This window comes from Pseudomonas sp. TE9122 (assembly GCF_056278925.1).
On the sequence record NZ_JBWBQI010000001.1, the window covers coordinates 3,517,373 to 3,531,440 of the forward strand.

At 62.7% G+C, this 14,068-nt stretch carries 2 protein-coding genes; one reads left to right on the forward strand and one right to left on the reverse strand.

The window, feature by feature from the left end; translation table 11 throughout:
• Window positions 1-90: 90 nt before the first annotated feature.
• Window positions 91-13,089, reverse strand: coding sequence for a non-ribosomal peptide synthetase (locus tag ACZ9BE_RS15800; RefSeq protein WP_476249675.1), 12,999 nt, complete (start codon window positions 13,087-13,089; stop codon window positions 91-93).
• A 370-nt stretch (window positions 13,090-13,459) separates the two neighbouring features.
• Here ACZ9BE_RS15800 and ACZ9BE_RS15805 point away from each other — a divergent pair, with 370 nt between their 5' ends.
• A complete protein-coding gene (locus ACZ9BE_RS15805; RefSeq protein WP_008088195.1) occupies window positions 13,460-14,014 on the forward strand; it encodes an RNA polymerase factor sigma-70 in 555 nt (184 codons plus the stop codon).
• The last annotated feature ends 54 nt before the right edge of the window (window positions 14,015-14,068 follow it).

Consider the following 14,068-nt stretch of genomic DNA (forward strand, 5'->3'; position numbering starts at 1 on the left):
AGGCTCGCTCCCACAGGGGTTTTGTAAACACCACAGATCCTGTGTGGGAGCGAGCCTGCTCGCGATGGGGCCAGTACAGACACTAGAGAACTACAGCCCCTCCAGCTCCGCCATCAGATCATTCAACCGGTCAACCTTCTCCTCTGTAATGTCGCTGGCCGCCAGCCCATCGATGTACTCGGCCAGTTCCTCCACCGTGCTGCATTCGAACATCGCGCGCAGCGGCACATTGCGTTGCAGGGCTTTCTGTACCCGCGAAGCGATCTGCGTAGCCAGCAACGAATGCCCGCCCAGTTCGAAGAAGTTGTCGCGCACGCCGACCTTTTCCACTTTCAGCACCTCAGCCCAGATATCAGCCAGGGTCTGCTCCAGCTCGTTGCGCGGGGCCAGATAATCCTCGCTCTGCAACTGACCGATCTCCAAGGCCGGCAAGGCTTTGCGGTCGAGTTTGCCGTTGGCATTGAGCGGCATCTGCTCCAGCCATAGCCAGTGCAGCGGCACCATGTATTCGGGGAGTTCGGCACGCAGGCGCTGCTTGATCCGCTCCAGGCGTTCGCCCGGGTTGAGCGCTGCGTCGGCCGCGACCAGATAACCGACCAGATGCTTGCCGTTGACGCCCTCCTGCACACCAACCGCAGCGTCACGCACTTCCGGTTGTTCATGCAGGCGCGCTTCGATTTCACCGAGTTCGATGCGGTAACCGCGAATCTTCACTTGATGATCGACGCGGCCGACGTATTCCAGCACGCCGTCCGCGCGGCGCCGCGCCAGGTCACCGGTGCGGTACAAGCGCTCGCCCGGCGCGCCGAACGGGTTCGGCACAAACACCGGCGCGGTGCGCAGCGGATCGCTGACGTAACCGCGACCGACACCAGTGCCGGCAACACATAACTCACCCACCGCGCCCAAAGGCACCAGATCCAGCGCGCCATCGACCAGGTACAGCAAGTTATTGTCGGTCGGCGTGCCGATCGGCAAGTAACTGCCGCGCGTCGAGGCCATGTCGACACAGAAGAACGCCACGTCGTCGGAACATTCCGCCGGGCCGTAAGCATTGACCAGACCAATATCCGGGTAACGCAGCAGCCATTGATGCGCCAGTTCCGGCGGCATCGCTTCACCGGTCGGCAGCATCCAGCGCAAGCCGTCGAGGCTCAGACGCTCGGAGCCGAGCATGCCCTGAATCAGCGACGGCACACTTTCGAGCACGGTGATGCCCTGCGCCTGCACATGCGCCAGCAGACCTTGCGGATCGTGGGCAATCGCGTTCGGCACGATGTCGACCCGCGCGCCGAACAATGGTGCGGCGAGGAACTGCCAGACGGAAATGTCGAAGCTTTGCGAGGCGGTCTGCGCAATCACATCGGCCTCGATCAAGTCGAGGTACGGACGTTTGCTCAACTGGTTGTTGAGCATGCCGCGTTGCTCGACCATCACGCCTTTTGGCAGCCCGGTCGAACCCGAGGTGTAAATCACATAGGCGAGATTATCCGGGCCACTGTGGATGCCCGGATTGTGCGCCGCTGCCGCCGACGCCTGCACCTCTTCCCACACCAGCAGGCGCGGACGATTCGAACAGCCAAACTCCTCGAGCAAGGTCTGCGCCTGTTCACGGCAAGCGGCGCTGCACACCAGCAACGGCGTGCGGCTCAGCTCAATGATGCGACTCAGACGCTGGCTCGGCAGGCCCGGATCCAGCGGCAGATAACCAGCGCCGGCCTTGAAGCTGCCGATGATCATGCCGAGCAGGTCGAGATTACGCTCGGCGAGCAGCGCCACCGGTTGATCCATGCGCACACCGGCAGCGACCAGGGCATGGCCGAGGCGGTTGGCGTTGTGATTCAGTTCGGCATAGCTCAAATGCTGATCGAGGCAACTGGCGGCGATGCGCTGCGGATGCGCCGCGACCTGCGCTTCGAACAACGCCACGTAGCTTTGCTCCAGCGGATAGTCGTGGCCGCTCTGGTTGCAACCGTGCAGGAGGAAATCGCGTTCTTCGTCGCCTAGCAGCGGCAAATCGGCCATGTCGCCATGGAAGCCGTCGACCAGCGCCAGCAGCAGGCGCTTGAACTCACTGAGCATGCGCTCGACCGTCGATTCGTCGAAGTAACGCTGGTCATAGGACAGGTGCAAGCCAAGGTCATCGCCCGGGTAGCACACCGCGGTCAGCGGGAAGTTGGTATGGGTGCGACCGGAATCCGAGGTCGCATTCAGGCTCTGTGCACGATCCAGCACCGAGACTTCCACCGGGGCGTTTTCGAAGACGAAGAGGCTGTCGAACAGCGGCTGGCCTTTGGGCAATTCGCTCTGTTCCTGGATATTCACCAGCGGCAGATATTCGTACTCGCGCAGTTGCATGTTGCTGTCGAGCAAAGCGCTGAGCCACTGGCGCACGCTGCTGCGCTGATCGTCCGCAGGCATCTTCACCCGCAGGGCAATGCTGTTGATGAACAGGCCGACGGTGCGCTGCATTTCCGGCATCTCCACCGGACGCCCGGCCACGGTGACGCCGAAGAGCACGTCGCGATCGCCGCTCAGACGCCGCAAAACCAGAGCCCATGCAGCCTGGGCGAAGGTGTTGACGGTCAGTTGATGTGCCTGCGCCAGTTCCCGCAGCCGTGCACCGTCCTCGACATTGAGGCGGGTGTAACGGTCGCCGACGATCATGCCGCCGCTTTCACCAGCGTGTTCGCGCAGGAACGGGCGGTCGCTCGGGATCGGCGTGGTGCGCTCGAAGCCTTGCAGATTATGCCGCCACCAATGCCGCGCCTCGGCCAGGTTCTGGCGTTGCAGCCAGCCGATGTAATCGCGATAACGCGGCGGCACGCTCAACTGCGCTTCGCGACCTTCACCGAGGGCGGTATAGATCTCGAAAAAGTCGTTCATCAGCAGCGAACGGCACCAGGCGTCGATGAGGATGTGGTGGTTGCTCATCATGAACCAGTAACGCGCCGCGCCGACCTTGATCAGGCGCAGGTGAAACGGCGCCTGATTGAGCAGATCGAAGCCGGCCTCGCGCTCGCTTTTCAGCAGCGCTTGCAGTTTCGGTTCCTGCCCGGGTTCGGCGACGGCGCTCCAGTCCAGATACTCGATCGGCGTGCGACCCGGGGTGTGAATCACTTGCAGCATGTCTTCGCCAACGTTCCAGCAGAACGAGGCGCGCAACGCTTCGTGACGGGCGACCACCGCTTGCCAGGCCTGGGCGAAACGCTCGGGATCGAGCTCGCTGTTGATGCGATAACGATCCTGCATGTAGTACAGACCGGTGCCCGGTTCCAGCAGGGTATGCAGGAGCATGCCTTCCTGCATCGGCGTCAGCGGATAGACATCTTCGATGTGCGCGGCCGGTACCGGCAGCGCATCGAGTTGCGCCTGAGTCAGTCTGGCCAGCGGGAAGTCCGATGGCGTCAGGCCGCCGGCGCCCTCTTGCAGACAATGGGCGATCAGGCTTTGCAACTCACCGAGATAGGCATCGGCCAGATCGTTAATGGTTTGCGCTTCGTAACGCTCGGCACTGAAAGTCCAGCGCAGCAGCAATTCACCACCGTAAATCTGACTGTCGACACTCAGCTCGTTGGGCAACGGCGCCTGCGGATCGTGGGCGGCACCGACCGCTTCATCCAGCGGACGGAACAGCGCATCGCTGCCGAAGCTCTGGTCGAACTGGCCGAGGTAGTTAAAGGTGATCGGCGCCTGTGGCAGCGCGGCCATGCTCTGGCGGCAGCCGTCATCGGCCAGATAACGCAACACGCCATAACCGAGACCTTTGTGCGGCACGGCGCGCAATTGTTCTTTAATCGCCTTGATCGAAGCGCCCTGCCCGGCGGCCTCTTCGACATTGTGCGGAGTCAGGCGCAGCGGATAAGCGCTGGTGAACCAACCGACGGTGCGGGTCAGATCGATCTCGTCGAACAGGGTTTCGCGACCGTGTCCTTCCAGTTGAATCAGTGCCGAGGGCTGGCCGCTCCAGCGGCACAGCACACGGGCCAGCGCGGTCAGCAGCAGGTCGTTGACCTGGGTGCGGTAAGCGCTCGGTGCCTGTTGCAGCAACTGTCGGGTGCGCTCGGAATCGAGGCGCACGCTGACGGTTTGCGCATGGCGATTCTGCCTGCCGCCCTGCGGCTTTTCGCAAGGCAGATCAGCGCTCGGCCCGGCCAGTTGCGCCTGCCACCAGCTCAATTCCTCACGCAGCGATTCGCTGCCGGCGTAGGCCTGCAAACGCGCGGCCCAGTCCTTGAAGGCGCTGGTTTTCGCCGGCAGTTTCAGCGGCTGCGCAGCGTCGAGCTGGCGATACGCTGTTTGCAGATCATCCAGCAACACGCGCCAGGAAACACCGTCGACCACCAAGTGGTGGATGGCGATGAACAGGCGTTGCTGAACATCCGCTACATCGACCAGCACTGCGCGCAGCAACGGGCCGTTGTGCAGATGCAGACTGCGTTGCGCGTCGGCGAACAGGGCTTCGCACCGGTCCAGCGACTCGACGCTGAACTGCCAGAGCAGATCATCACTCGACAGCACTTGATGCGTCGCTTGCCATGCATCATCGGTTTCAGTGAAACGCAGACGCAGCGCATCGTGCTGTTCGATCACTGCCAGCAAGGCTTGCTGCAATCGTTGCGGCTCGAGGCGCACAGTCGGTTCCAGCAACAGCGCCTGATTCCAGTGCTGACGCTGGGGAATGTCCGTATCGAAGAACCAGTGCTGAATCGGTGTCAGGCGCGATTCGCCATCCACCAGGCCTTGCTCGGCCGTCACTTGCTGGGTGCGACTGGCAACGGCGGCGAGGGTCTGCACGGTCTGGTGCTGGAACAGGTCGCGCGGACTGAAATGAATGCCCTGCTGACGCGCGCGGCTGACCACTTGAATCGACAGAATCGAGTCGCCGCCGAGTTCGAAGAAGTTGTCGTTGAGGCCGACCTGCCTGACGTTAAGCACATCGCACCAGATCTGCGCCAGGGTCTGTTCCAGCTCGTTGCTTGGCGCGACATAGTCCTGACGATTGAGCTCCAGATCCGGCGCCGGCAAGGCGCGGCGGTCGAGTTTGCCGTTGGCGGTCAGCGGCATGCTCGCCAGCAGCAGCAGGTGAGTCGGCACCATGTAATCCGGCAGTTGCGCCTTGAGGTGCGACTTGAGCGCTTCGCGCAGTTCAGCCTGTTGCGCTTCGCCGTGTCCGGCGACCTCCGTAACGAGGTAACCCACCAACTGCTTGCCACTCGGCGCATCCAGCGCCAGCACCACTGCTTCGCGGATCGAAGGGTGATCGAGCAGACGCGTTTCGATTTCGCCCAGTTCGATGCGGAAACCACGGATTTTTACTTGATGGTCGATCCGGCCCAGATACTCGACCAGACCATCGGCACGCTGGCGCACCAGGTCGCCGGTGCGGTACATGCGTCCGCCATCAGCGGCAAACGGGTCAGCGACGAAACGCTCGGCGCTGATGCCTGGGCGGTCGTGATAGGCCTGAGCCAGACCGGCGCCGCCGACAAACAATTCACCGGTCGCACCTTGCGGCACCAAGGCCAGATCGGCGTCGAGAATGTACGCAACCCGCGCGCCGATCACGCTACCGATTGGCACACTGCCGGCGCCCTCTTCCAGCACCTGCGGCGCCAGACTGGCGAGCGGCATGACCACGGTTTCGGTCGGGCCGTAAGCATTGAAAAACTGCGCCGGTTGGAATGCCGCGCGAATGCGCTGCAGATGCTCGCCGGTCAGCGCCTCACCGCCGGTGATGATCATGCGCACCGGCAGGACTTCATTTTGGGTCGCGAGGAACTGCGCCAACTGGCTGCCGTAGCTCGGCGTGAAACCGAGGACGTTGATTCGATGCGTGCGAATCAAGCCGCAGATTTCTTCCGCGTCCCACTGCCCTTGCGCCCGCAGTACCACCTGCGCACCGCTGAGCAGCGGCACCAGTAGACGTTCGGTGGCAGCGTCGAAGTTGATCGAATAGAAATGCAGTTCACAGTCGTCCGGGCGCATGCCGAAGCGTTCGATCACGGCCTGGCAGTGCATGGCGATTTCACCGTGGGAGACCACCACGCCTTTCGGTTTGCCGGTCGAGCCGGAGGTGTAAATCAGATAAGCCTGATGTTGCGGCAGGCTGATAAACGGCAACTCGCTGGCCGGGTAGTCGGCCAACCCGGCGCTGTCATCTTCCAGACACCAGCGCGCCACGCTTGGCGGCAACTCACCGAGGGCTTCGAACATCGCCCGATCGCTGAGCAGCAGGCCGACGCGACTGTCTTCGATCATGTAATGCAGGCGGTCGAGCGGGTATTCCGGATCCAGCGGCACATAGGCGCCGCCCGCCTTGAGAATCGCCAGCAGGCCGATGACCATTTCCAGCGAACGCTCCAGCGCCAGACCGACCCGCACTTGCGGGCCGACCCCGCGTTCACGCAGCGCCCAGGCCAGACGATTGGCACGGGCATCGAGCTCGGCGTAGCTCAGGGTCTGCCCAGCGAAAGTCAGTGCTGGTGCGTCTTTGCGCGCCAGTGCCTGTTCGGCGAACAGATGATGGATGCACTGATCGAGACGATGCTCGCCCGGCTCGATGCCGAGGCTGTCGAGCAGCTGCTGTTGCTCGGTGTTGTCGAGCAGCGGCAGTTCACTGAGCCGTTGCTGCGGATCAGCGATCAACGCTTCAAGCAGGTTGCGCCAGTGCCTGGCCATGCGCGCGATGGTCGGCTCGTCGAACAGATCGGTGCTGTAAGTCAGGCAGCAGCCGAGGCGATGGTCGAGGTCGGTGACTTCCAGATTGAGATCGAACTTGGTCGCCCGCGCATCGTTGGCCAGGTACTCGACAGTCATCCCAGCGAGCGTGCGGCTCTGCTGGAATTCCCAGCGCTGCACGTTGCACATCACCTGGAACAGCGGGTTGTAAGCCGCGCTGCGTGGCGGCTGCAAGGCTTCGACCAGATGATCGAACGGCAGATCCTGATGGGACTGGCCTTCGATCACGGTGTGGCGCACCTGCTCGAACAGTTCGCCGACCGACATCTGCCCGTCGAGCCGGCAACGCAGCACCTGGGTGTTGAGAAACGCCCCGATCAGCCCTTCGCTTTCCGGGCGAATGCGGTTGGCCACCGGCGCGCCGATGCGCAGGTCGGTCTGGCCGCTATAGCGGTAGAGCAACGTGGCGAGCGCGGCGGTCATGGTCATGAACAACGTCAGACCGTTTTGCGCATTGAATGCCCGCACCCGCGCGGCGAGATCGTCGCTCAGATCGAAACGGAACAGCTCGCCCTGATGGCTCTGTACCGGCGGACGCGGACGGTCGCCGGGCAATTCCAGAAGCGGATGCTCACGGCCGAGTTGCGCGGTCCAGTAATCGAGCTGACGCTGACGCTCGCCGGATTCCAGCCAGTTACGCTGCCATACGCTGTAGTCGAGGTATTGCACCGGCAACGGTTCGAGCGGTGATTCGCGCTCGTCGACGAACGCTTCGTACAGCGCGCTGAGTTCACGGGCAAAGATGTCCATCGCCCAGCCTTCGGTGACGATGTGGTGCAGGGTCAGGACGAAGTAATGCTCATGTTCGGCAGTCTTGACCAGGCAGGCACGCAGCAACGGACCAGTTTCCAGATCAAACGGCTGGTGCGCTTCTGCATCGGCCAGTTGCTGGACTTGTAGCTCCCGGACTTCTGCCGGCAGGCTGGAGAAATCCTTCCAGCCCATGCGCACGCCGGTCTCGGCATGCACCTGTTGGCGGGCAACGCCGTCAACGCTGGGGAACGTAGTACGCAGGGTTTCATGGCGCAGGATCAGCGCCTGCAACGCCGCCTCGAAATGCTCGACATGCAGCACGCCGCGCAAGCGTGCCATGCCGCCGACGTTGTACGCCGGGCTTTCCGGTTCCATCTGCCAGAGGAACCACATGCGCTGCTGCGAATAGGACAACGGCACCGCTTGGCTGCGGTCGACTTTGCTGATCGGCAGCTGTGGGTTGGTGCGGCCGCTGACCTGGATCAGGCGAATCTGTTCGGCGTAATCGCCCAGTTCGCTGTGCTCGAACAAGGTGCGCAGCGGCAGTTCGACGTCACAGGCCTGACGTGTGCGCGAAATGATTTGCGTGGCCAGTAGCGAGTGACCGCCGAGGGCGAAGAAATCATCACGCAGGCCAACCTGCTTCAGACCCAGCACTTCGCGCCAGATCGCGGCGATTTGTTGCTCCAGTTCGCTGACCGGCTCGATATGTTCACGCACCTGCCATTGCGGCTCGGGCAAGGCGCGGCGGTCGAGTTTGCCGCTGGGGCTCAGCGGCATCGCATCAAGGCGCAGCAATTGTGCGGGCACCATGTATTCCGGCAGCTCGGCAGCGAGGGCAGCTTTCAGCCGAAGAATTTGCTCATCGGCATTTTCCTGCGCATCGGTCGCCGTGAAGTAGCCGATCAGTTGCGCGCCGGCAGCGGTTTCCCGCACCAGCACCACGGCTTGGGCGACGCCATTTTGCGCCAGCAGTCGCGCCTGGATTTCTTCCGGTTCGACGCGAAAGCCACGCAGTTTGACCTGCTGATCGAGACGGCCGAGGTATTCGATCACGCCATCCGAGGACCAGCGCGCACGGTCGCCGGTGCGGTACAAACGGGCACCCTGCTCGCCCAGTGGATCGACGACAAAACGCTCGGCGGTCAACGTCGGACGACCCAGGTAACCGCGAGCCAGACCAATACCGCTGATGCACAGCTCACCCGCCACACCCGCCGGCACTGGATTGAGATCGGCATCAAGGATGCGGCAGACCACATTGCCCAGCGGCCGGCCAATCGGCGAGCGCTCACCATCGGCAGTTGTGCAGTGCCAATGAGTGACGTTGATTGCGGTTTCAGTCGGCCCGTAACGGTTATGCAATTGCACCGCTGGCAATTGCGCCAGTACCCGGTTGCGCAGCTCGGCGGGCAAGGCTTCACCGCCGGAAAACACCCGGCGCAGGCTGGTGCACTCGGCACTCAGCGGCTCGTCGATGAACAGCGCCAGCAGCGGCGGGACGAAGTGCAGCGTGGTCACGCCGTATTGCTGGACCCGTTGCGCGATGCGATGCGGGTCGCGGTGCTCGCCGGGGGCGGCAAGCAGCAGCCGCGCGCCGCTGATCAGCGGCCAGAAGCATTCCCACACCGAGACGTCGAAACTGATTGGCGCTTTTTGCATCAGCACGTCGGTTTCGTCGAGGCGGTAAGTGTCCTGCATCCATTGCAGGCGCTCGGCCAGCGCGGCGTGAGTGTTGCCGACGCCTTTCGGTTGCCCGGTGGAACCCGAGGTGTAAATCACGTAGGCGAGGTTGTCGCCTTGCAGATGCAGGCCCGGTGCCTGGCTCGGCCATTTATCCAGGTGCAGCGCATCCATGGCGATCACGCTGACGCCATCGCTGGCCGGCAGACGCTCGAGCAATTGCGTCTGGGTCAGGAGCAGTTCGACGCCGCTGTCGCGGAGCATGTATGCAAGTCGTTCGGCCGGATAATCCGGATCAAGCGGCACATAGGCGCCGCCAGCCTTGATGATCGCCAGCAGGCCGATCAGCAGTTGCGGCGATCGCTCGGCGGCAATGGCCACGCACACGTCAGGGCCGACGCCCTTGTCGCGCAGGTAATGGGCGAGCCGGTTGGCTTGCGCGTGCAGCTCGGCGAAATCCAGAGTACCGCCGTCCCACAGCAGTGCGGTGCGTTGCGGGCTTTTGCGCAGTTGTTGCTCGAGCAGTTCCGGCAGCCATTGTTGCGCCGGGGTGCACGGAGCGACGCTCCAGTCTTTCTGCTGATTCTGCTCGCTGGCGGTCAGCAAGCGCAGATCGCCAATGGCCTGCTGAGGCCGTTCGCAGACCTCGCTGAGCAGATTGTGGAAATGCTCGGCCAGGCGCTCGATGGTCGCGGCGTCGAACAGTTCGCTGGCGTAGTCGAACGCCAAGCTCAGACGACCGTTGCGATCCTCTTCGCTGTGCAATTGCAGATCGAACTTGGCCTCGCGGCTGTGCCACGGCAGTTCTTCGGCGAGCAGACCGGGCAGGCGCTTGAGTGCACTGAGGTCGCGCTGCTGATGGTTGAACATGACCTGGAACAGTCCCTGTTCGCGGGCCTGCGGGAACGCTTCGAGCAGTTGTTCGAACGGCAGATCCTGATGGGCCTGGGCGCCGAGTGCGGCCTGGCGGGTCTGGTTCAGCAACTCGGCAAATGTCAGGCGTGAATCGATCTGCGCACGCAACACCTGCGTATTGATGAAGAAGCCGATCAGGCTTTGGGTTTCCAGGCGCGGACGGTTGGCGTTGGGCACGCCGATGCGAATGTCGCGCTGACCACTGTAGCGGTGCAGCAAACTTTGCAACGCAGCGAGCAGAAGCATGAACGGCGTGGCTTCGTGAGCCTGCGCGGTCTGGCGGATCGCCTCGCTGAGTTCGGTACTCAAGCGCACGCTGTGGCGCGCGGCGCTGTGGTTGTGTCTGGCCGAGCGCGGGTGATCGGTGGCCAGTTCCAGTGGCGGATGTTCTTCGCCCAGTTGCGCTTGCCAGTACGCCAGTTGCCGCTCGCCCTCGCCTTGCGCCAGCCATTGCCGCTGCCAGTTGCCGTAATCGGCGTATTGCGTGGGCAGCGCTGCCAGTGTCGCCGGCGTCCCTTGGGTTGCCGCCGCGTAGAGACGCGAGAATTCGTCGAGCAGGATATTCAGCGACCAGCCGTCAGCGATGATGTGGTGCAGGGTCACCAGCAGTTGATGTTCTTCGTCATCGAGACGCACCAGTGTCACCGCCAGCAACGGGCCTTTTTCCAGATCGAACCGGGTGCGCGCCTCGTCTTCGCGAATCTGCTCGGCACGGGCTTCACGCTCGGACATTGGCAGGTCGCTGATGTCGATCAGTTGCAGGTTGAATTCGGCATCAGCGAGCACTTGCTGCAATGCCACGCCGTCACGCTCGAAGAAACGTGTGCGCAGTGATTCATGGCGTTCGATCAGTTGCTGGAAACTTTTGCGCACGGCGTCTTCGTCGAGTTCGCCACGCAGGCGCAGACCACCGGGAATGTTGTAGGCGCTGCTCTGTGGATCGAGTTGCCAAGTGATCCACAGACGATTTTGTGCCAGCGACTGCGGCATCGGCTCACTGCGCGGCAACGTGCTGATTGCACCTTGGGCGCTGCCGCCAGTCTGTTGCTGCTGCGCCACGGCGGCGGCGAAGGCGGACAAGGTTGGCGCTTCGAACAGCAGGCGCAGGCTCAGCTCCACATCGAGTGCTTCGCGAACCCGCGCAACCACTTGCGTGGCGGCGATCGAGTTGCCGCCGAGCAGAAAGAAATGGTCGTCGCCACTGACCTGCTTGACGTTGAGTTGCTCGGCCCAGATTTGCCCGATCAACGCTTCAAGGTCCGAAGTGCTGCTGGTCGCGTTTTCCGTTGCCGCTGTAATCGAAGGGAACAGCGCGTAACTGTCGAGACTGCCATCAGCCAGACGATTGCGGCACGCCGAGCGCTGCAGTTTGCCACTGGAGGTTTTCGGCAACGCGCCCGGATTGAGCAGCACCACCACGCTTGGCGCCTCCTGACAGGCCTCGGCCACGGCTTGGCGAATGGCTTTGATCAGCGCATCTGGCGCAAGGATTTTCTGCACGCTGCGGCTGATTTCCGCAGCGACGCCGATGCCCTCTTCGCCGTTGTGAGTGACCGCAAACGCCGCCACACGCCCCTTGCGCACCACTTCGACTTCGCGCTCGACAGTCTGCTCGATGTCCTGCGGATACAGGTTATGGCCACGGACGATGAGCATGTCTTTCAGGCGCCCGGTCACGAACAGTTCGCCGTCACGGATAAAACCCAGGTCGCCGGTGCGCAACCAGGTGCGGCCGGCGTGCTGCACGAAGGTCTTGGCGCTGGCTTCGGGGTTGCGCCAGTAACCGTGGGCGATGCTCGGGCCGGCGGCCCAGACTTCACCGACGGCATTGTCGGTCAGTTCCTCGAGCGTGTTGGGATCGACAATCAGCACCGCGTGCTCAGGCTGACTGATGCCGCAGCTCATGATCGCGCTGCCGTCGCCCGGCTCGGCGCGGTTTTGCGCCAGCGCCTGATCGTCCACGCGCAGTGCCGGGATGCCGGTGCCGCGCGGCGTGCCGGCGACAAACAGGGTCGCCTCGGCCAGACCGTACGAAGCCATGAAGCTGTTTTCGCTGAAACCGCAAGCAGCGAACTTTTCCGCGAAGCGTTCAAGGGTGTCGAGGCGAATCGGCTCGGAGCCAGAATAGGCCACGCGCCATCGACTGAGATCGAGGCGCTCAAGGGCCGACTCGCTGACCCGCTCACTGCACAAACGGTAGGCGAAATCCGGGCCGCCGCTGATGGTGCCGCCGTATTCGGCAATCGCTTCCAGCCAGCGCAACGGCCGGCCGAGGAAGTACGCCGGCGACATCAGAATGCACGGTACGCCGCTGAAAATCGGTTGCAGCAGACCACCGATCAGCCCCATGTCGTGGTACAGCGGCAACCAACTGACGATGACGTCGTCCGGGTTGATGTCGATGCCGAAACCGTGACGGATCAGCAGTTCATTGGCGACCAGATTGCCATGGCTGACCTGCACGCCCTTGGGCAGCGCGGTGGAGCCGGAGGTGTATTGCAGGAAGGCGATGTGCTCGGGCGGCAGGGGCGGCTCAACCCACTGTTCGGCCAGTGCGCTGTCCAGAGTGTCTACGCACAACAGCGGCGGCGCGCCGTCTATTTGCTGCAAGGCATCGCGCAGATCGGCGCTGGTCAGCAACAGCCTGGGCTCGGCGTCGGCGATGATCGACAGCAATCGCTCCTGATGATGACGACGCGCGGATTCCGGCGGATAGGCCGGTACCGCAATCACACCGGCATACAGGCAGCCGAAAAACGCCGCGACATAGTCCGCGCCGCTGGGAAACAGCAGTACCGCACGCTCACCGAATCCAGCCTGAGCCTGCAACGCAGCGGCGATGGTGCGCGCGCGTTGATCCAGTTCGCGATAGCTGAGCACCACGGTCTGCTCCGGGTTTTCGGCGAGAAAACGCAAGGCCAGTCGGTCCGGCGTCAGGACTGCGCGACGCTTGAGGGCTTGGACCAGGGTGCTGGGGAGTTCGAACGCGTCGGTCATGAGGTTTCCTGCCTGAATTCGGCTTGCAAGTGGAATCGGGTGGCTGCGTCACACCTGTCGAGAGGCGTGCGGGGCGCGGTCTGTGCCGACCGCGCAAGGCATCGGAATGCGCTGAGGCCGGGGATCTGCACCCGGGCCATTCACCAATGAGAACGGATGGAGTGGGGAAATAATTAGTCGGCAGGCACGACGTCCAGCGGGGCCAGGGTGCGGCGGCGTGTCGCAGTTCGCAAAACACATCGACTTACAGCACTACTTCTCTTTCTCATTTGACAATCATTATCATTCAACATAATTTGTCGCTCGATGTGTAGGACGGCGCCGTCCCCCGAGGCCCTCCCACTAACCTATTGGCAGCAAGGTGATTTCCATGACGGAACAAGTATCCACAAGCAGGTGCGATTCACCGCTACTTCAGGCATTCGTCGACAATCGACTGATTCTGGTCAAGATTGCAGCCCGTATTACCGGTTGCAGGTCTCGTGCCGAAGACGTGGTTCAGGATGCGTTTTTCCGACTGCAATCGGCCCCGCCGATCACGTCGTCGATCAAGGCTCAGCTGAGCTACCTGTTCCAGATCGTGCGCAACCTCGCCATCGATCACTACCGCAAGCAGGCGCTCGAACAGAAATACTCAGGCCCGGAAGAGGAAGGCTTGAACGTGGTGATTCAGGGCGCTTCGCCGGAAACTTCGCACATCAACTTCTCGACTCTGGAACACATCGCCGATGCGCTGACCGAGCTGCCCAGCCGCACCCGCTATGCCTTCGAGATGTACCGTCTGCACGGCGTGCCGCAGAAAGACATCGCCAAGGAACTGGGCGTATCGCCCACCCTGGTCAACTTCATGATTCGTGATGCTTTGGTGCACTGCCGCAAGGTCTCGGGCAGTCGGCGGGATGCGGTGATTGCGGGTCGTCGCTGAGACCGCGTCGTCTGACCAAAAAAGATCGCAGCCTTCGGCAGCTCCTACATGAGA

Bases quoted from the DNA above. Each gene is read 5' to 3' on its own strand.
- ACZ9BE_RS15800 (WP_476249675.1), bottom strand. From the start codon at position 13,089: ATGACCGACGCGTTCGAACTCCCCAGCACCCTGGTCCAAGCCCTCAAG.
- ACZ9BE_RS15805 (WP_008088195.1), top strand. From the start codon at position 13,460: ATGACGGAACAAGTATCCACAAGCAGGTGCGATTCACCGCTACTTCAG.